The following is a 17,155-nucleotide window of genomic DNA, read 5'->3' as shown; positions in this document are numbered from 1 at the left end:
AACCGTCAGGGAGACCACGGAAGTGCTGGCTGGGGATGCCGCCATGCCTGTCCTGCGGGACGGATCGCTCGTGCTGGGCCTTGAAAGCTCCTGCGACGAGACGGCTGCCGCCGTGCTGCGCGCCGATGGCACCGTGCTGGCCGAGGCGGTGCTGAGCCAGCTGGCCGACCATGCCCCCTTTGGCGGGGTGGTGCCGGAGATCGCCGCCCGCGCCCATCTCGCGCACCTGCCGGCCCTGGTGCGCCGCGTGCTGGCCGAAGCCGGCACCACGCCCGCCGGGCTCGCCGCGGTCGCGGCCACGGCGGGGCCGGGGCTGATCGGCGGGCTGATCGTCGGCGCCACGCTTGGCAAGGGCATCGCCGCGGCGCGCGGCATCCCCTACCTAGCGATCAACCACCTGGAGGCGCATGCCCTCTCGCCGCGGCTGCCGATGGTCAGCCCACAGGGCCTCGCCTTCCCCTATCTGTTGCTGCTGCTCTCCGGCGGGCATTGCCAGTGCGTCGCGGTGGAGGGGGTCGGGCGGCACCGCCGGCTCGGCACCACGCTGGATGACGCGGTGGGCGAGGCGTTCGACAAATCGGCCAAGCTGCTCGGCCTGCCCTGGCCCGGCGGCCCGCATCTGGAACGGCTGGCGGCCGAGGGCGATCCGAAGCGCTTCCCCCTGCCCCGCCCGCTGCTCGGCCGGCCGGGCTGCGACTTCTCCTTCAGCGGGCTGAAGACGGCGGTGGCGCAGCTTGTCGCCAAGGGGCTCGACGAGCGGGGACGCCATGACCTGGCGGCGAGTTTCCAGGCCGCGGTCGCGGCCACGCTGGCCGATCGTGCGCGCCATGCGCTCGCCATGGTGCCAAGTGCGACGGCGCTGGTCGTGGCCGGCGGCGTGGCGGCGAACGGCGCCGTGCGCACGGCCCTGGCCGAGGTCGCCGCGCGCGCCGGCCTGCCGCTGGTGGCGCCGCCGATCCGGCTCTGCACCGACAACGCGGTGATGGTCGCCTGGGCCGGCATCGAGCGGCTGCGCGCCGGCCTCACCGACCCGCTCGACCACGCGCCGCGGCCGCGCTGGCCCCTCCAAGACCTCGCAGCCTGACGGAACCAAGCCCCCCATGGCCGACAAGCCCCGCTCCCTGCCGATGCGCAGCGAGGACCTGCGCGAGACCCTGAAGGATATCACGGACCTGCTGATGCAGATCCGCCGGCAGCAGCTGGAGATGGAGGCCTATGGCACGGTGACGCGCCTCGCCCTCGCCGCGTTGCTGCGCGGCCAGCCGGAAGCCGCCCGCGCCGTTGCCGCAAGGCTGGCGGAGCCGCCGGAGGCGCTGCTCGGCCCCGGGATTCCGCCTGCCAGCCCGCTCGGCCGCGCCGTGCTGGACGAGGCGGCGCGGCTCGCCGCCGCGCTGGGCGCCGACGTGCCATGATTTCGCCGCGCATCCTTCCGCCCCACAGTGCGTTCCGGGCCTGGACGCTGAAGGAGCATCAGATGCGCATGGCACCCCTGGCCCTGTTGGCCGCCCTCTCCCTGACTCTGGCCGCCTGCGGCAGCTCACCGACCTCGCGCGCCGCCAGCGGTGGCCTGCTCGGCGCCGGCACCGGCGCGGCGATCGGCTCGATGTCCGGCAATGCCGGCACCGGCGCGCTGATCGGCGGCGGCGTCGGCGCGCTCGGCGGCGCTGCCACCGCGCGCTGACCGCAACCGGCTGGGGGCGCGGCTTGCGCACCCAGCCCCGCGCGGCTAACCGCCGCCGGTGAACTACCGACACGCCTTCCACGCCGGCAACTTCGCGGATTGCGCCAAGCACGCATTGGTGGTCGCGTTGCTCCGCGGCCTGCTGGCGAAGGACAAGCCCTTCGCCGTGCTCGATACCCATGCCGGGACCGGCGGCTACGACCTCTCGGCGCCGGAGCCGCAGCGGACCGGGGAGTGGCGCGACGGCATCGGCCGCGTCGCGGCAAGCGACGACCCCGTGCTCGCCGACTATCTCGCGCAGGTGCGGGCAGAGGGCTTTCCCGGCCGCTATCCCGGCTCGCCGGCGCTGATCCACCGGCTGTTGCGCCCCGGCGACCGGCTGATGCTCTGCGAACTCCACCCGGAGGACGCCGCGACGCTCAAGGCACGCTTCCGCGGCGATCCGCAGGTCGCCGTGCATCGGCGCGACGCCTGGGAGGCGTTGACCGCCCTCACCCCCTTCCCCGAGCGCCGCGGCCTGGTGCTGATCGACCCGCCCTTCGAACAGGACGGCGAGTTCGAACGCCTCGCCGCGTCGCTGGCCGTTCTGCGCCACCGCTTCCGCGCCGCGGTGGTCGCGGCCTGGTATCCGGTGAAGCACCGCGCGCCTGTCCGCGCCTTCCACGCCGCGCTGCGGGAGGCGGAGGTCGCCGATTGCCTGGCCTGCGAACTCACCCTGCGCGAGCCCACGGACCCCACGCGCCTGAACGGCTGCGGCCTGCTGGTCGCCAATGCGCCCTTCGGCTTCGAGCTTGAGGCGCGGCGCATCCTCGATGCCTTGCTCGCCCGCCTCTCCCGGGGCGAGGATGGCGAAGCAGCAACGGTGACCCGCGTCACCGTGGAAAGATAGGGAGGCGCCCCGATGGCGGGTCGCACAAGGCGGCGGATCACGGTGCTGGGCGCCGGCGCCTGGGGGACCGCGCTTGCCATCCAGGCGGCGCGGGCGGGCAATGCGGTCGGGCTCTGGGCACGCAACCCGGATCGCGCCGCGGCGATGGCCGAGACGCGTGAGAACGCCGCCTACCTGCCGGGCATGCGGCTCTCGCCGGCGATCGAGGTCACCACCGATGCCGCCGCGGCACTCGCCGATGCGCTGGTGGTGCTGGTCGCAGTGCCGGCGCAGTTCCTCCGCCCGGTGCTGAACGCCCTGCCCGACACCGGCGCGCCGTTGGTGGCCTGTGCCAAGGGCGTGGAGCGCGGCACCCTGCGCTTCCCGCTGGAGGTGATCGCGGAACTCCGCCCGGCAACGCCGGCGGCGGTGCTCTCCGGCCCCAACTTCGCGCATGAGATCGCCAAGGGGCTGCCGGCTGCGGCGGTGCTGGCCAGCACCGATGCCGGGCTGCGCCAGGTGGCCGGCGACCTGCTCGGCACCGCCGGCTTCCGCATCTATGGCGGCGACGACCCGATGGGGGTGCAGGTCGGCGGCGCGGCCAAGAACGTGATCGCCATCGCCGCCGGCGCGGTGATCGGCGCCGGGCTCGGAGAGAATGCGCGGGCGGGGCTGGTCACGCGCGGGCTGGCGGAGCTGTCGCGCCTGACGGTCGCGCTGGGCGGGCGTGCGGAGACGGCAGCGGGCCTTTCCGGCCTCGGCGACCTGTTGCTGACCACCACCGGCCCGGGCAGCCGCAACACCTCGCTCGGCGTCGAGCTGGCGCGCGGGGCGAGCCTGGCCGATGCGATGGCCAGCCGTGTCGGCGTGGCCGAGGGCGTCGAAACCGCGCCGGCGATCGTCGCCCGCGCCGCGGAGGTGGGCATCGAGCTGCCGATCTGTGCCGCGGTGGCGGAGCTGCTGGCCGGGCGGCTCTCGGTCGGCGACGCCATGGGGCGGCTGCTCGCCAGGCCGCGCCGGGACGAATAGCCGGCCGCGCGAAACCTTCCGCGCCATCCTCGACATGCGCGCCGCGCGAAGCGGGGTCCGGCTGACATGCGCGCAACCTAATTCCCCGCCTGCCCCGCCATGCGCGACATCACGCCGCAATGCCGGAACGTCAGCATCCGCCACATCGCCCCCGCCCGGCATCGGGCCGGCCGGGGCCTCGTGACGGAGCAAGACCATGCAGATCCCCGCCTACATCCACCTGCCCGGCGACGCGCACGACGTGCCCGCCGGCCCCCGCCTGGACCGCCTCGCCAGCCGCCTGGTGGCACGGACCCGCCTGTGGCTGGCGGCACGGCGCACGATGAGCGAACTGCGCCGGCTGGATGACGCCACGCTGCGCGACATCGGCGTCACCCGCTGGGACCTGCGCGCCGGCCTCGTGGCAGCGCGCGAGCGGGCGGAAGGCGATGCGCGGCGGCTGCGCGTCTGAGCAGGCAGTCGGTGCCGGACCCGAGTTGCCCGGACTGTGTCCGGGCATCTCTGTTCCAGTCCCTTCGAGCCGGCGATTCACGCCCTGGCGTGCCCGCCTGCGGCGTGCACGCCAGGGCGATCGCGGGCTAGATCGCGCGGCGGCCGTATCCCGGTCGCACGACGATCGGCGGCCGCGGCCCGAGCACCGCGTCGATCATCGCCTTGGCCTGCGCGATGAGATCCGCCAGCGTGGCGTCCGGCTTGCCGGCCGTCACCTGGTGCGGCGAGCCGCGGCCGCCGGGCGGATGAATGATCACCGCACAGCCGATCCGCCCGCTGTCGCGCAGTTCGAGCTGGTGCCCACGATAGGGCTTGAACGACACGGCTGTCAGGCGACCCACACGGCACCTCGCAATCGCAAGGCCGAACGCCTCGCCGGGAACAGGCCGGAAGGCTACCCGCGGCTGCGCTGCACTGCAACATGAGGATGTCGCAGGCGTGATGCTCCGGTTTTCGTCAGCAGCGGCCCGGCCGGCCGCGGTCGCAATTCATGCTGCGATGCACCATATTGCAGGGATCAGCAGCAAAGCGAGACACGGCATGAACGCCAACCCCCTGTTCCAGGCGAACCCCTTCCTCGGCCCATGGCTGGCCGCTTCACGCTCCGTCGCGACGGCGTGGGGACAGGCATGGCTCGGACCCTTCGCCCGCCAGCAGTCGGATGTCATGGCGGATTTCAACCGTCAGGTGATGCAGTTCTGGGCGGCCGGCTGGATGCAGGCGCTGCAGACCCCCACGCCGGCCCCGAAAGCGCAGACCCGCACGCCGGAGCCACAGGCCGCGGAGCAGGAGGCGCCGGAGCCCGCGCCGATGCCGCAGATCCAGCTGGAGGCGATGGCCGAGACGGTCGAACTGTCGGCGGCGCCGGCGGAGGCCCCGGACGCGCCGGCGCCCGCCATGCGCTCCGCACGGCAGACCAGGGAGCAACCCGCACCGACACCGGCCGTCAAGCGCGGCAAGCCCGCGGCGCAGCTTCGGGCGGCGACGCAACGCCGCAAGGCGCCGGTCACCAAGCGCAAGCCCGCCCCCGCCCGCGCCTCCCGCGTCACCCGGCACTGACCGGGGCGGGACCTGCCGCGTCACCCCCGGCGCGGCGGGTCCCGGCTCAGGCCCTTGGCGGCCAGGGCCTGCTCATAGGCCGCCCAGCGCTCCGCCTGCTCGCGACCGAGTTCGTGCAGGTAGCTCCAGGAATAGATCCCGGTGTCGTGCAGGTCGTCGAAGACCAGCCTGACGGCGTAGTTGCCGACCGGCTCCACCCGCATGATGCCGACATGCCGCCGGCCCGGCACGATCACCCGCTGGCCGGGCCCATGCCCCTGCACCTCGGCAGAGGGGCTTTCCACCCGCAGGTATTCCGCAGGCAACGCGAAGTGCTCGCCGCTCTCGAAGGTGACGTGCAGCACCTGCTCCGCGCGGTTGAGCCGGATCTCGGTGGGAGTCGGCACGGCCGGGTCAGTCGAGCTTGCGGGCTTCCTCGGGCAGCATCACCGGGATGCCGTCGCGGATCGGATAGGCGAGCCCCGCCTTCTCGCTGACCAGCTCCGCCTTCTCGCGGTCGTAGCGCAGCGGACCCTTGGTCACCGGGCAGACCAGGATCTCCAGCAGCCGCGGATCAACCGTCGCAGCCGTCGCCGCACCTGCCTCGCCGCTCATGCCCTGCATCCTCTCGCCATTGGCGCGGTTTAGCTTGGGCGGCTGTCCGGCGCCATCCCGTGACTGTCCATCTGCATCAGCGCGACCAGCATCCGCGCCCGCTCCTCGGTGCCCCGCGCCTCCAGCAGCGCCTGCTTCTCCCGCACGTCGAAGGGACAGACCATGCTGAGGGTGGTGACGAGCATGGCATCGCCGCTCTGCTCCACCGCGTCCCAGTTCGCCTCGATGCCGCGGGCGCGGAAGTACGGCCGGAGCGCACCCAGCAGCGCCTCGCGGTCCAGTGCCGGCGGCGCGCGGCCGACGGCGAGGTCGGGGGCATAGTCGCCATACTCGACCCGCGCTCGCCGGTAGCCGCGGAGGCCCTCGATCTCCGCCTCGATCCGGTAGCGGATCACGCCCGTCAGGGTGATCAGCATCCGCCCGTCATCGGTCTCCGAGAAGGAGGAGATGCGGCCGAGGCAACCGACGCGGAACAGCTGGGAGCCTGCCTCCGTCCGCGGCAGGGAGGGATCGCCCTGCACCATGCCCAGCATGCGGCCGGAGCCGAGCGCATCCTCGATCATCGCGAGGTAGCGCGGCTCGAAGATGTTGAGGGGAAGCCGCCCTTCCGGCAGCAGCAGCGCGCCGGGGAGCGGGAAGATCGGGATCTCCCCGGGGAGATCTGCGAAGGCGGGATGGAAGGCGGGCATCATCTCCTGCTCGGCCGCATCGCCCGTCCCGGTCGCACCGGGTTGGCGGCCTGGCTGCGCCGCCCCGGCCTGCCGCCCGGGGTGGCGTGCAGGCCCGCGCAGACGCGGTTCAGCGAAACAGAAGGGTGGAGAGCTTCCGCCGTCCCGCAAGGGTCGCGGCGTCATCGAATCCCCAGGCTTCGAAGAACTTCAGCAACTGCTTGCGCGCCGCTTCGTCGTTCCACGACCTGTCGCGCCTGATGGCCTCGATCAGCGAATCGACAGCCTTGCCGCGCTCACCCATCGCGTTCAGCGCCACCGCCAGGTCGATCCGTGCGGCATGGTCGTCCGGGTCGGCCGCCAAGCGCCGCTCGAACTCGCCGAGCTTCTCGCGCGCCTTGCGGCCCTCGATCGCCAGTTGCAGGGCCGAGCGGACGGAGACGACCTCGGCGTGCTCCCGGACCTTCTCCGGCACCTGGTCGAGCACCTGCTGCGCCTGCTCCTCCTCGCCGAGGTTCATCAGCGCGCGGGCGAGGCCGGCGAAGGCCTCGGCGTTCTCCGGCTCCGCCTGCGCAAGGGCGGCGAAGAGCTCGAGCGCGGTGCGGTGGTCGCCGGCTTCGGCGGCGGTCTTCGCTTCGGCGAGCAGATCGGCCCCCGGCAGCTGGCCGCCGCCCATCTTGAGCAGACTCTCGACGAACTTCTTGACCTCGCCCTCGGGCAGCGCACCCTGGAACAGGTCGGCGATCTGGCCCTGGACGAAGCCGACGACGGTGGGGACCGACTGCAGCGGCAGCCCCATCTGCGCCAGCTGCTGGACCAGCTGCCGGTTCTTGTCGATGTCGATCTTCACCAGCCGCACCCGGCCCTGGGCGGCCCGCACCACCTTCTCGAGCGTGGGCGTAAGGGTCTTGCAGGGGCCGCACCAGGTCGCCCAGAAATCCACCAGCACGGGGGTTTCGCGGCTGGCCTCCACCACGTCCTGCATGAAGGTGCGCTGGTCGCCGTCCTTGATCAGGTCGGCGGCGCCGGGGCCGGAAGCGGTGCCGCCGGGGGCGGGCTGGCGGGTCGGGTCGAAGATCACGTCCATGGTCGGGCTTTCCCCAGTCTGTTGCGGCGATACATGCGCAGCGCCGGGGCGGAGGGCAATGGCCCCCCCCGGCGGTATGCGCAACGCGGCCACGATCCGTGGTCAGGGCGCGGCGGCGGGCGGCTCGGCGAGTTCCGGCGCATGGCCGAGCTCGCGCAGGAAGCGCAGCAGGTCGGCGGGCCGGATGGCCGTTGTCATGGCGTTGGTGAGCGGGTGGAAATTCACCCATTCGAACCCCTGCATCAGCTCGCGGTCGAACACCACGCGGACCGCGCCGGGGCGGGCGTTGACCATGCCGAAGGGGGTCACGGAGCCCGGTTCCACACCCAGCTGCGCCATCAATTCCTCGGCCGAGCCGAAGCCGACCCGCGGCAGCCCGAGACTGCGGCCGAGCGCATTGACGGAGACCCGCCGGTCCTCCTCGAGGACCGCAAGCAGGAACGGCCCGTCACCCTTCTGCGGCTTGAGGAACAGGTTCTTCGAGTGCCCGCCCGGCAGATCGGGGCGCAGGGCCTTGCTCTGCTCCACGGTGAAGACCGGCGGATGGGTAACGGTGCGGTGCGCGATGCCGAGGGCGTCGAGCCTGGCGAGGAGGGCTTCGGGGGTTTCGGGCATGGCGACCGGCATGGGGATTGGAGTCGCCATCTTCTGGTGCATCGGCGCCGCGAGGGGAAGTGAACCACCCCGTCACGCCTGCCCGACGGAAGTCGCCCGCTATCCCTTCACCGCTCCGGAGGTCAGGCCCGCGATGATCTGCTTCTGCATGGCGAAAAAGACGAGCAGCATCGGCAGGCAGGACACCACGGCGGCGGCCATGATCAGCCCGTACTCCGCCATCTGCTCGCTGTTCAGCCCGGCGATGCCGACGGGCAGCGTGAACATCTCCTCGCTCCGCATGAAGACCAGCGGCCAGATGAACGAGTTCCATGACGCGATGAAGATCAGGATCCCCACCGTGCCGAGCGCCGGGCGCGACAGCGGCAGGATCACCGTCAGGAACAGCCGGAACTCGCCGCAGCCATCGATGCGTGCTGCCTCGATCAGCTCGTCGGGCAGCGTGGACATGTACTGGCGCATCATGAACAGGCCGAAGGCGCTGGCGGCGAAGGGCAGCACCAGGACCAGGTAGGTGTTCAGCAGCCCGAGCTTGGCCATCCAGCCGAACAGCGGGATCACCGTGGTGAAGGGCGGGATCGAGACCGAGGCGATCACCATCCAGAACAGCAGCGTCTTGCCGGGGAAGCGGAACTTGGCGAAGGCGTAGCCGCCGGTGCTGCACAACACCATGCCGACCATCGCCGCCGAGACCGAGACGATGACGCTGTTGAGCAGCCAGCGCGGATACATCGTCGTGGCGAACAGGTCGCGGTAGTTCCCGAGATGCCAGACCTCCGGCAGGAAGCCGGTGGACATGATCTCGGAGCGCGGCTTGAAGGAGGAGAGCAGCGCCCAGACCCAGGGCATCAACACCACCGACAGCAGGGCGCACAGCGCCAGGAGCAGCCCGAGCCGCAGCACGGGCGAGGGATCCTGCGCGCTGCCGCGCCGCGCCAGGATCATCGGTCCTTCTCCCCGAGCCAGAGCTTCTGCGCGATCGAGATCAGCACGATGACCAGCGTCAGCACATAGGAGGCCGCCGCCGCGTAGCCGAGCTGCAGGAACTGGAAGCCCTGCTGGTAGACATACATCACCGCCGTCAGCGTCGCGTCGCCCGGCCCGCCCTGGGTGAGCACCATCGGCTCGTCGAACATTTCGAGCGCGGAGATGGTGGTCAGGATCACGCAGAACAGCATGACCGGCTTCAGCCCGGGCAGGATGACATGGCGGATCACCTGCCATTCGGAAGCGCCGTCCAGCCGCGCCGCCTCCTTCAGGTCGGAGGAGACCGCCTGCAGGCCGGCCAGGTAGATGATCGCGTAGTAGCCCATCGTCCGCCAGACGCGCATGGCGACGATGGCCAGCGGCGCGGTCGCGGGATCGCGCAACCAGGCCGGGCCCTCCAACCCGAACACCGAGAGCAGCTTGGCCAGCAGGCCGATGTCGCCGGCATAGATCAGCTGGAAGATCACCGCGGTGACCACCATGGAGATCGTCATCGGCAGGAAGAAGGCGGTGCGGAACAGATGCCGCGTCGGCATCCAGGGCGCATCGAGCAGCAGGGCGAGCGAGAGCCCGGCGAGGTTCGCGAGAACGACGTAGAGCGCCGCCATCCACAAGGTGTTGCCGAGCGCGGTGTAGAAGCGCTCGTCGGCGAACAGGTCCGCGTAGTTGCGCAGGCCGACGAATTCCGGCGCGGTGATGCCCCGCCACTCCGTGAAGGAATAGGCGAAGGAGGCGAGGATCGGGCCGGCCCAGAAGATGCCGAACAGCAGGAAGAACGGCGTCAGGAACAGGTAGGGCACCAGCGCGCGCCGCAGCCGCCACGAGGCGGGGCGGCGCCCGGGCCGGCTGCGGAGCCGGCCCGGTGCATCGCCCCCCGTCGCGCGCCGCGGCATCGCGTCAGCCCAACTGGCGGCCCATCGCGGCCTCGAAATCCGCCCAGGCCTGCTCCGGCGCCTTCTGGCCCTGGAACATCGCGTCCAGCTGCCGTCCCATCTCGATCTGCACCCGCGGCCAGTCGCGCACCAGGTTGAGGTAGTTCACCTCGCGCCCGAGCACGGAGGCCTCGTACATGGACTGGCCGAGGAAGGCCTGCGGCTCGCGCATGCGCGGATCGGCGAGCGCCGCGACCGAGGTCGGCAGGCCGTAGCCGTTCTGCCAAAGCCCGATCTGCGCCTCCTTCTCGGCCGAGAGGAAGCTCGCCCATTTCACTGCGGCCGCATGGTTGCGGTTGGCGCGCGGCAGCACCAGCACGCTGCCGCCCCAGGTGCCGATGGCCGGCGGCCCTTCGCGCCGCCAGCGGGGCCAGAACTGCACCTTCCACTTGCCCGCATCGGCCGCGGCCTCGCGCTCCAGTCGATCGAGGCCCCAATTGCCGGAATGCAGCGCGGCGATGCGCCCGGTGCGCATGGCGACGAAATGCTCGGGCGAGTTGTGCGTGACGAGCAGCGCGATCTCATCCTTGCGCACGATGTCGTGGTAGGTCCGCAGCACCTCCGCGCCCTGGCGGTTGTTGCGGATGATCCGGCCCTCCTCGTTGAAGAGCTGCGTGCCGGAGGCTTCGAGATAGCCGATCAGCGGCCCGAACCCGACCGCGCCGGGCGAGACCTGGTGCATGTAGATGTTGCGCTGGCGGTCGCGGATGCGTTTGCCGGCCTCCACCCATTCCTCCCAGGTTTCGATCGGCGCGGTGATGCCGCGTTCGGCGAAGTAGTCCTGGCGATAGAACATCACCGCGACGTTCTGGATGTAGGGGAAGCCGAAATAGCGCCCGCGGTGCTGCAGCCGGTTGCGCAGGCGCGGCGAGAAATCCGCCTCCCGCGGGGCGACGTGGTCGGTCACGTCGAGCAGCCCGCCGGTGGCCGGATAGCTCGGGAAGCGGCTTTCGATGATCAGCCCGACATCCGGCGCGCCGACGCCCGTTGCCATCGCCACCAGGATCTTGTCCTGGATCTCCTGCGGATTGAGGTTGACGATCTCCACCTCGATATCCGGGTTCTGCTCGCGGAACTTCGGATAGACCGCCTGCGCGCCGCGCGCGTGCTCGCTCCAGCACCAGTAGAGGATGCGCGTGGTGCGTCCCTGCGCATAGGCGGGCGCCCGGCCGGCCGACCACGCGAAGGCCGCACCGCCCGTGCCGGCGGCGAGCAGTTGGCGTCGGTTCATCGTCATGTCCTCCCCTTCCTTCGTTTCAGGTGTAGATGGCGCCGGTGCGCTCGCGCCGTGGCTGCGGTCGCGCGGCGATGGCCTGGATGGCCTCAACATCCGGCTCGACGCCGAGCCCCGGCGCGTCCGGCACGTGGAAATGGCCGTCCTCCAGGATCAGCGCTGGATGGGAGAGCCGGTCGCGTGCGGCGCGCTGCGGCTCCATCTGTTCCAGGATCAGGAAGTTCGGAATCGCTGCAGCCAGGTGCAGCGAGGCGGCGACGCAGATCGGACCGCCCGGATTGTGCGGCGCGAGCGGGACGTACCAGGTGTCGGCAAGGGCGGCGATGCGCCGCATCTCGGTAAAGCCGCCGCAATGCATGATGTCGGGCTGCAGCACCCGGCAGCCGCCGAGCTCGAGCAACTCGCGGAACTCGTGGCGTGAGAGCAGGCGCTCGCCGGTGGCGATCGGCGTGCGGATGCGGGATTGCAGCTGCGCCATCGCCCTGGCGTTCTCGTAGGGGATCGGCTCCTCGAACCAGAATGGATCGTAGGGCGCGAGCGCGCGGTCCAGCCGCTCGGCGGCGCGCGGCGAGAGGAACTCGGAGCATTCGACCATGATGTCCACGCCGGGCCCGACGGCGTCCCGCGCGGCCGCCATCAGCCGGGTGGCGCGGTCGATGGCGGCGGTCTCGCCGGCGCGCAGATGCTCATGCGTCACGGCGAGCCATTTGAAGGCGGTGAAGCCGCGGCGCACCGCCTCCCTCGCGCCTTCGGCGGCCTGCTCTGGCGTCTCGGCGCCGCTCAGCCAATGGCTGGCATAGGCGCGCACCCGATCGCGATGCGCACCGCCGAGCAGGCGATGCACCGGCACGCCGAGGCGCTTGCCCTCCAGGTCCCACAGCGCGATGTCGAGCGCGGAGAGCGCGGTCTGGAAGGCGCAGCCGCCGCGCCAGCGCCACATGTTGTAGAGGCGGTGCCAGTGCCGCTCCGGCCCGGCGGGGTCCTGCCCCACCAGATGCTCGGCATAGGCATCGATCGCCGACTCGACGGCCGCGACGCCGCCATGCAGCGAGCCCTCTCCCCAGCCGACCAGGCCCTCATCCGTGCGGATGCGGACCAGGATCCAATTGCACCAGTCCACCCAGAGGGTGAATCTGTCGATGCTGATGATCCGCATGCGATGGTCCTGCGCCTCGGCCGAGATGACCGGCAGATCGAGATTTGATCAGATTGCGCCGCTCTGGCAAGCACGTTCGGTGTAAGGAGGGCTTGATTTGATCAAGCGCGGCAAGAGAGGTGCGGGCGCCGAGGGCCCAGCCGGCGCGGCGACGACCGCCGACCGGGTGCAGGACAGGCTGCGCGGCGACATCCTGAGCGGGGCCCTCAAGCCGGGCGCCAGGATCACCGTGGAGGAGCTGGCCGCCCGCTACGACGTCAGCCAGATGCCGGTGCGCGAGGCGATCCGCGTGCTCTCGGGCGAAGGCGTGATCGAGACCAGCCCGCATCGCGGCGCACGAATCGTCGCGGTGGACGCGGCGTTCATCCGCAACGTCTACGACATGCGCGAGGCGCTGGAGGGCATGCTGGCGGAGCGTTGCGCCGAGCGCGCCGGCAAGGCGGATGTCGCGCGGCTGCGCGCGCTGATCGCGGCGCATGCCGCCGCGGTGGAGCGGAGCGATCTCGGCCAGGTCGTCCTGCTGGATCGCCAGCTGCATCTGCTGGTCGCCGAGATCGCGGCCAACCCGCTGGCGTGCCGGGCCATCACCATCGGGCGGGGGCTCATCGAGGCGCTGCGCATGCGCACCGGCTTCAGCGCGCCGCGGCTCGCCCGCATCGTCCACGAGCACGAGGCGCTGGTCAGGGCGGTGGAGGCACGCGACAGCCGGACCGCCGGACTGGTTGCGCGGCTGCACGTCGTCGGTGCCCGCGACGACCTGGTGCAGGCGCTGGCGGCGGAGTCCTGATCGCCACGCCGTCGCGCCGCCCGCCCATTTCGCCCACCCCCGAAGCATTTCGCCGCGCCCTGGTCCATTCTGCCCGGCATGGATCAAGCCCTTCTCGTCACAGTCGTCTTCCTCCTCGCCGGCACAGTGAAGGGCGTGATCGGGCTCGGGCTGCCGACGGTCTCGATCGGCCTGCTCGCCCTGGTCATGCCGCCCGCCGAGGCGGCCACGCTGCTGCTGCTGCCGGGCATCGTCACCAATGTCGCGCAGGCCACCGGCCCGCACCTGCGCCGGCTGCTCGGGCGCTTCTGGTCGATGTTCCTCGCCATCATCCCCGGCACGCTTGCCGGCGGCTACGTCATCGCGCAGGGCGCGGCGGCGCTGCCGGTGCTCGGCGCGGCGCTGCTCGCCTATGCGGCCTGGGGGCTCGCGACGCCGAGCTTCCACCTCTCGCCGCGCGCCGAGCGTGCCACGGCGGTGCCTGCCGGCCTCGCCTGCGGCCTGCTCACCGGCGCCACCGGCGTCTCCGTCATTCCGGCCGGCCCGTGGCTCGCTGCGCTGGGGCTGGCGCGGGAGGAACTGGTGCAGGCGCTCGGCCTCACCTTCCTGATCTCGACTGTCGCGCTCGCCGCGGCGCTGGCCTGGCATGGCGCGGGCTCGGCCACGCTCGCCGCCGGCTCGGCGCTTGCTGTCATACCGGCCTTGATCGGGCAGCGGCTCGGCGCGCATCTGCGCCAGCACATCCCGCCGCTGGTGTTCCGCCGCCTGTTCTTCGCCGCGCTGATCGTGCTCGGTGCGCAGCTGGCCTGGCGCGGCCTGGCGTAGCGAGCCGGCGGGCGCCGCCGGCCGCGGCGCGGCACCGCCTCGCCCACCGGCGCCCGATCCTGTAGAGCGCGCGCATGCCCGATTGCCGCCTCTACCTGATCACGCCCCCTGCCCTGCCGGACCCCGCGCGCTTCGCCGCCGAGGACCTCGCCCGCGCGCTCGACGCCGGCGATGTCGCGGCGCTGCAGATCCGGCTGAAGGGCGCACCCGACGAGGCGATCCTGCGCGCCACGGCAGCGATCCTGCCGGTGGCGCAGTCGCGCGGCGTCGCGGTGCTGATGAACGACAGCATGGAGCTGGCGAAGCGGTCGGGCTGCGACGGCGTGCATCTCGGCCAGCAGGATGGCGACCTGCTCGCGGCGCGGAAACTGCTCGGCACCGAGGCCACCATCGGCGTCACCTGCCACGACAGCCGCCACCTGGCGATGGAAGCCGGCGAGGCGGGCGCCGACTACGTCGCCTTCGGCGCCTTCTTCCCGACCTCCACCAAGGAGACGGTGCACAAGCCGGAGCCCGAGATCCTGGAATGGTGGTCCGAGATGTTCGAGATCCCCTGCGTGGCCATCGGCGGCATTTCCCCTGCCAACTGCGCGCCGCTGGTCCGCGCGGGGGCGGATTTCCTGGCGGTGATCGGCGCGGTGTGGAGCCACCCGGAGGGCCCCGCCGCCGGCGTGCGGGCGATGAACGCGGCCATCGCCGCCGCCTGAACCTCCCGCCCTCAGCGGTCCCAGCGGAAGGAGGTGGCCATCAGCCATTGCTCCGGATGCGCCCGCACCACCGCCTCCGCCGCTGCGTCCAGCACCGCCTGGTCCGCCGCCAGCGCGGCCACGTCGCGCGGGGCTCGGCGGAGGTCGAGCGCCGGCCCCACCACCAGCCGGAAGCGCGCCGCCCGCCCCACCCGCAGCGCATGCACCGGCAGCACCGCCGCACCGGTCAACGCCGCCAGCCGCACCAGGCGGTGGATGTTGCCCACCGCCCGCGGCGCCCGGCCGAGCGAAGGCGCCTGCACACGGCGGCGGACATACTCGTCCACATACATCAGCACCGCCGACTCGCGCCGCGCCAGCAGGCGCCGCGCCTCCAGCGCGCTGGCAGGCACCGGATCGAGCAGCCGGATCGGCGTGCGGCGCCGGGCGCGGTTCGCCATCGCCATCTCGAAGCGGCTCGGCAGTAGCTGGTAGATGCCGGCCAGCTCCACGCCGAGGCCGGTTATGCCCGCATGCATCGCCTCCCAGTTGCCAACGTGCAGTCCGGCGAACATCAGCGGCCGGCCGGAGGCACGGGCGGCCTCGATCCGCGCGGCACCTTCCACCTCGATCCGGCCTTCGGACCACAGGCGGTCGAGCACCACGAACTCGGCGACCACGCGGCCGACATGCTCCCACAGCCCGTCCTCCAGCGCCGCGACCTCGGCCGGCGTGGCCGCCGGACGCAACCGGGCGAGGAAGGCACGGATGGTGGCCGAGGTCTCGGGCCGCCCTGCCCCGTGCCGACGCCCGAGCCGGCCGCCGAAGGCGGAGACCGCCTCGGTCGGCAGCGGCCGCAGCAGCGCGTGCATCACCGCGTCCTTCAGCCCGCGCAGCGGATCGCGCCCCCAGTAGCGCCACAGCGCGCGCCGCGCCGCGGCCTCCCGCAGGGTGAAGGGGGGCGGCGGATACAGGCTCATCCGCGCGGACGCAGCCGCATCGGCAGCGCATCCCCCGGGCGCAGCGTCAGCCGCGCGACCGGCATCACCTCCAGCCCGGGCTCGAGGCGCATCTCCACCGCCTGGAACAGCGTGGCGAGGCAGATCACCGCCTCGGCCAAGCCGAGATGCAACCCGGTGCAGAGCCGCGGCCCGACACTGAACGGCACATAGGCGTGGCGCGAGGGCCGCGGCGCACCGGGCAGGAAGCGGTCCGGCACGAAGGCGTCCGGCCGGTCCCACAGCTGCGGCCGGCGATGCAGGATCCAGGGCGCGACCAGCACGATGCTGCCCTTGCGCACCACCCGCCCGGCGATCCGCCCCTCCGCGATGGCCTCGCGCGAAAGCAGCGGCACCGGCGGGTAGAGGCGCATGGTCTCCTCGATGATCGCGCGCGCGAAAGCCAGGCGCGGCAGGTCGTCCAGCGTGGCGGGACGGCCACCGAGCACGCGCTGCAGCTCCTCGGCCAGGCGGGAAGCGCTGCGCGCATCCTGGCTGAGGATGAACAGCGCCCAGGCCAGCACATTGGCGGTGGTCTCGTGGCCGGCCATGAACAGCACGATCGCCTCGTTGCGGAAGGCGCGGCGGTCCATCGGGCGGTTCGTGCCGGGCACCTTGGCCTCCGCCATGGACCGGATCAGCGAGGCCTCGCCGGTGCCGCCTTCCAGGATGTCGGCGATCAGGCGATCCACCACGGCATGGATGCGGCGCGCGGCCGCGCGGGTGCGCCAGCCCACCGGGCGCGGCACGCGGTCCAGGCCCGGGAACATGGCCAGCAGGTCCACCTGGTCCACCAGCCGCTGGTATTCGGCGAAGGCGGAGACGACCTGCGCCGCCGCGCCGGCGCCGAGGCTGCGGCCGAAGATGGTGCGGCAGATGATCTCGGCGGTGAGCCGGCCCATCTCGGCCAGCACGTCAATCGGTGCGTCCGGGGGATGGCGACGCCAGGCGGCGGCGCATTCGGCGGCGGCCTCGGTGATCTGCGGCGCCAGGTCCGGCAGGCGGGACGGATGAGTGACCGGCGCGACGACGCGCCGCCGCTCCCGCCACAGCGTACCATCGGAGACGAACAGGCCGTCGCCCAGCAGCGGCGCCAGCGCGTTGCGGTGCTGCGGGCTCTTGCGCTGGAAGATCTCGTGCTGCTCGACGAAGGCCTCGGCGACCGTCTCCGGGCTGTTGCAGATGACCAGGTCGCGGAAGAGGATGCGGCGGAACACCACGTCGTCGCGGAAGACGCTCGCCGGCCAGACGGCGAGGTAGTTCCGCCGCGCGATGCGGATCAGGCGGTCGAGGCGCGGCGTGCGCGGATGGCGCGGCGGAAAGGGCGGCACATAGGCGTCCGCGGTACTTGCGCCGCATAGGTCGTCAGGCATGGGCCGACCCTAGACCCGAGTAGCCCAGGCTGGAATCGGCTTGTGATTGGATGCGGCGCGGCAGGGTGTGATTCGTAGGCGTCCAGCTTTGGCTGGAGGCGGAGA

22 protein-coding genes are annotated in these 17,155 nt (G+C 72.1%); 10 read left to right on the top strand and 12 right to left on the bottom strand.

The genetic code is table 11. The annotated features are described in order from the left end of the window. Nucleotides 1–43 precede the first annotated feature (43 nt). The 6 genes from tsaD (at nucleotide 44) to ACESM1_RS16895 (ending at nucleotide 4,029) form a co-directional block, all read left to right on the top strand. Nucleotides 44–1,084, top strand: a complete 1,041-nt coding sequence (tsaD, locus tag ACESM1_RS16920) for a tRNA (adenosine(37)-N6)-threonylcarbamoyltransferase complex transferase subunit TsaD (protein ID WP_372622003.1) — start codon at nucleotides 44–46, stop codon at nucleotides 1,082–1,084. A gap of 16 nt (nucleotides 1,085–1,100) precedes the next feature. Further along, entirely contained in the window at nucleotides 1,101–1,412 is a 312-nt protein-coding gene (locus ACESM1_RS16915) for a hypothetical protein (protein WP_372622001.1), read from the top strand. A gap of 62 nt (nucleotides 1,413–1,474) precedes the next feature. After that, on the top strand, nucleotides 1,475–1,681 hold the full coding sequence (locus ACESM1_RS16910; protein ID WP_372622000.1) for a YMGG-like glycine zipper-containing protein: 207 nt from the start codon (nucleotides 1,475–1,477) through the stop codon (nucleotides 1,679–1,681). A 58-nt stretch (nucleotides 1,682–1,739) separates the two neighbouring features. Continuing rightward, nucleotides 1,740–2,570, top strand: a complete 831-nt coding sequence (locus ACESM1_RS16905; protein WP_372621999.1) for a 23S rRNA (adenine(2030)-N(6))-methyltransferase RlmJ — start codon at nucleotides 1,740–1,742, stop codon at nucleotides 2,568–2,570. A 12-nt stretch (nucleotides 2,571–2,582) separates the two neighbouring features. Further along, a complete protein-coding gene (locus ACESM1_RS16900) occupies nucleotides 2,583–3,578 on the top strand; it encodes an NAD(P)H-dependent glycerol-3-phosphate dehydrogenase (RefSeq protein ID WP_372621997.1) in 996 nt (331 codons plus the stop codon). Between the two features lie 196 nt (nucleotides 3,579–3,774). Further along, nucleotides 3,775–4,029, top strand: a complete 255-nt coding sequence (locus tag ACESM1_RS16895; protein WP_372621995.1) for a DUF1127 domain-containing protein — start codon at nucleotides 3,775–3,777, stop codon at nucleotides 4,027–4,029. 127 nt (nucleotides 4,030–4,156) lie between these two features. On the opposite strand, the gene ACESM1_RS16890 is transcribed toward ACESM1_RS16895, so the two are convergent. Next, a complete protein-coding gene (locus tag ACESM1_RS16890; protein ID WP_372621993.1) occupies nucleotides 4,157–4,411 on the bottom strand; it encodes a hypothetical protein in 255 nt (84 codons plus the stop codon). 199 nt (nucleotides 4,412–4,610) lie between these two features. Between ACESM1_RS16890 and ACESM1_RS16885 the strand changes: the two genes are divergently transcribed. Continuing rightward, nucleotides 4,611–5,129: a hypothetical protein gene (locus ACESM1_RS16885; protein WP_372621991.1), complete on the top strand. Its 519-nt coding sequence runs from the start codon at nucleotides 4,611–4,613 to the stop codon at nucleotides 5,127–5,129. A gap of 20 nt (nucleotides 5,130–5,149) precedes the next feature. Here the strand turns inward: ACESM1_RS16885 and ACESM1_RS16880 are convergent, their stop codons facing one another. The 9 genes from ACESM1_RS16880 to dgoD form a co-directional block, all read right to left on the bottom strand. Then, complete coding sequence (locus tag ACESM1_RS16880) at nucleotides 5,150–5,515, bottom strand: gamma-butyrobetaine hydroxylase-like domain-containing protein (protein ID WP_372621989.1); 366 nt, start codon at nucleotides 5,513–5,515, stop codon at nucleotides 5,150–5,152. A 7-nt stretch (nucleotides 5,516–5,522) separates the two neighbouring features. Continuing rightward, a complete protein-coding gene (locus tag ACESM1_RS16875; RefSeq protein WP_372621988.1) occupies nucleotides 5,523–5,723 on the bottom strand; it encodes a Trm112 family protein in 201 nt (66 codons plus the stop codon). 29 nt (nucleotides 5,724–5,752) lie between these two features. After that, nucleotides 5,753–6,412: an LON peptidase substrate-binding domain-containing protein gene (locus ACESM1_RS16870; protein WP_372621986.1), complete on the bottom strand. Its 660-nt coding sequence runs from the start codon at nucleotides 6,410–6,412 to the stop codon at nucleotides 5,753–5,755. Nucleotides 6,413–6,521: 109 nt separating this feature from the next. After that, nucleotides 6,522–7,478, bottom strand: a complete 957-nt coding sequence (locus ACESM1_RS16865; RefSeq protein ID WP_372621984.1) for a tetratricopeptide repeat protein — start codon at nucleotides 7,476–7,478, stop codon at nucleotides 6,522–6,524. A 102-nt stretch (nucleotides 7,479–7,580) separates the two neighbouring features. Further along, complete coding sequence (locus ACESM1_RS16860) at nucleotides 7,581–8,105, bottom strand: prolyl-tRNA synthetase associated domain-containing protein (protein WP_372621982.1); 525 nt, start codon at nucleotides 8,103–8,105, stop codon at nucleotides 7,581–7,583. 87 nt (nucleotides 8,106–8,192) lie between these two features. After that, nucleotides 8,193–9,038, bottom strand: a complete 846-nt coding sequence (locus tag ACESM1_RS16855) for a carbohydrate ABC transporter permease (protein ID WP_372621981.1) — start codon at nucleotides 9,036–9,038, stop codon at nucleotides 8,193–8,195. Then, entirely contained in the window at nucleotides 9,035–9,880 is an 846-nt protein-coding gene (locus ACESM1_RS16850; protein WP_372621979.1) for a carbohydrate ABC transporter permease, read from the bottom strand. The genes ACESM1_RS16855 and ACESM1_RS16850 overlap by 4 nt, the downstream gene beginning before the upstream one ends. A 97-nt stretch (nucleotides 9,881–9,977) precedes the next feature. After that, nucleotides 9,978–11,243 carry an extracellular solute-binding protein gene (locus ACESM1_RS16845; protein ID WP_372621977.1) on the bottom strand — a complete coding sequence of 422 codons (1,266 nt, stop codon included), beginning with the start codon at nucleotides 11,241–11,243 and terminating at the stop codon, nucleotides 9,978–9,980. Nucleotides 11,244–11,268: 25 nt separating this feature from the next. Beyond that, on the bottom strand, nucleotides 11,269–12,402 hold the full coding sequence (gene dgoD / locus ACESM1_RS16840; RefSeq protein ID WP_372621975.1) for a galactonate dehydratase: 1,134 nt from the start codon (nucleotides 12,400–12,402) through the stop codon (nucleotides 11,269–11,271). 97 nt (nucleotides 12,403–12,499) lie between these two features. Here dgoD and ACESM1_RS16835 point away from each other — a divergent pair, with 97 nt between their 5' ends. The 3 genes from ACESM1_RS16835 (at nucleotide 12,500) to thiE (ending at nucleotide 14,700) form a co-directional block, all read left to right on the top strand. Then, a complete protein-coding gene (locus tag ACESM1_RS16835) occupies nucleotides 12,500–13,189 on the top strand; it encodes a GntR family transcriptional regulator (protein WP_372621973.1) in 690 nt (229 codons plus the stop codon). Between the two features lie 78 nt (nucleotides 13,190–13,267). Then, nucleotides 13,268–13,993 carry a TSUP family transporter gene (locus ACESM1_RS16830; RefSeq protein WP_372621971.1) on the top strand — a complete coding sequence of 242 codons (726 nt, stop codon included), beginning with the start codon at nucleotides 13,268–13,270 and terminating at the stop codon, nucleotides 13,991–13,993. A gap of 74 nt (nucleotides 13,994–14,067) precedes the next feature. Continuing rightward, nucleotides 14,068–14,700, top strand: a complete 633-nt coding sequence (thiE, locus tag ACESM1_RS16825) for a thiamine phosphate synthase (RefSeq protein WP_372621969.1) — start codon at nucleotides 14,068–14,070, stop codon at nucleotides 14,698–14,700. 11 nt (nucleotides 14,701–14,711) lie between these two features. Here the strand turns inward: thiE and ACESM1_RS16820 are convergent, their stop codons facing one another. Both ACESM1_RS16820 and ACESM1_RS16815 read right to left on the bottom strand, forming a co-directional pair. Beyond that, nucleotides 14,712–15,659: a lysophospholipid acyltransferase family protein gene (locus ACESM1_RS16820; RefSeq protein ID WP_372621968.1), complete on the bottom strand. Its 948-nt coding sequence runs from the start codon at nucleotides 15,657–15,659 to the stop codon at nucleotides 14,712–14,714. Continuing rightward, nucleotides 15,656–17,050 (bottom strand): cytochrome P450, encoded by a 1,395-nt coding sequence (locus ACESM1_RS16815; RefSeq protein ID WP_372621966.1) that lies wholly within the window; start codon nucleotides 17,048–17,050, stop codon nucleotides 15,656–15,658. Before ACESM1_RS16815 ends, ACESM1_RS16820 begins: the two co-directional genes overlap by 4 nt. Nucleotides 17,051–17,155 lie beyond the last annotated feature (105 nt).

This window comes from Falsiroseomonas sp. (assembly GCF_041690465.1).
GTDB lineage: Bacteria > Pseudomonadota > Alphaproteobacteria > Acetobacterales > Acetobacteraceae > Falsiroseomonas.
Note: the sequence above shows the minus strand (reverse complement) of the source record. Positions and strands in the feature narration are given on the sequence as shown.

Bases quoted from the DNA above. Each gene is read 5' to 3' on its own strand.
- tsaD (WP_372622003.1), top strand. From the start codon at position 44: ATGCCTGTCCTGCGGGACGGATCGCTCGTGCTGGGCCTTGAAAGCTCC.
- ACESM1_RS16915 (WP_372622001.1), top strand. From the start codon at position 1,101: ATGGCCGACAAGCCCCGCTCCCTGCCGATGCGCAGCGAGGACCTGCGC.
- ACESM1_RS16910 (WP_372622000.1), top strand. From the start codon at position 1,475: ATGCGCATGGCACCCCTGGCCCTGTTGGCCGCCCTCTCCCTGACTCTG.
- ACESM1_RS16900 (WP_372621997.1), top strand. From the start codon at position 2,583: ATGGCGGGTCGCACAAGGCGGCGGATCACGGTGCTGGGCGCCGGCGCC.
- ACESM1_RS16895 (WP_372621995.1), top strand. From the start codon at position 3,775: ATGCAGATCCCCGCCTACATCCACCTGCCCGGCGACGCGCACGACGTG.
- ACESM1_RS16885 (WP_372621991.1), top strand. From the start codon at position 4,611: ATGAACGCCAACCCCCTGTTCCAGGCGAACCCCTTCCTCGGCCCATGG.
- ACESM1_RS16875 (WP_372621988.1), bottom strand. From the start codon at position 5,723: ATGAGCGGCGAGGCAGGTGCGGCGACGGCTGCGACGGTTGATCCGCGG.
- ACESM1_RS16870 (WP_372621986.1), bottom strand. From the start codon at position 6,412: ATGCCCGCCTTCCATCCCGCCTTCGCAGATCTCCCCGGGGAGATCCCG.
- ACESM1_RS16865 (WP_372621984.1), bottom strand. From the start codon at position 7,478: ATGGACGTGATCTTCGACCCGACCCGCCAGCCCGCCCCCGGCGGCACC.
- ACESM1_RS16860 (WP_372621982.1), bottom strand. From the start codon at position 8,105: ATGCCGGTCGCCATGCCCGAAACCCCCGAAGCCCTCCTCGCCAGGCTC.
- ACESM1_RS16855 (WP_372621981.1), bottom strand. From the start codon at position 9,038: ATGATCCTGGCGCGGCGCGGCAGCGCGCAGGATCCCTCGCCCGTGCTG.
- ACESM1_RS16845 (WP_372621977.1), bottom strand. From the start codon at position 11,243: ATGAACCGACGCCAACTGCTCGCCGCCGGCACGGGCGGTGCGGCCTTC.
- dgoD (WP_372621975.1), bottom strand. From the start codon at position 12,402: ATGCGGATCATCAGCATCGACAGATTCACCCTCTGGGTGGACTGGTGC.
- ACESM1_RS16830 (WP_372621971.1), top strand. From the start codon at position 13,268: ATGGATCAAGCCCTTCTCGTCACAGTCGTCTTCCTCCTCGCCGGCACA.
- thiE (WP_372621969.1), top strand. From the start codon at position 14,068: ATGCCCGATTGCCGCCTCTACCTGATCACGCCCCCTGCCCTGCCGGAC.
- ACESM1_RS16820 (WP_372621968.1), bottom strand. From the start codon at position 15,659: ATGAGCCTGTATCCGCCGCCCCCCTTCACCCTGCGGGAGGCCGCGGCG.
- ACESM1_RS16815 (WP_372621966.1), bottom strand. From the start codon at position 17,050: ATGCCTGACGACCTATGCGGCGCAAGTACCGCGGACGCCTATGTGCCG.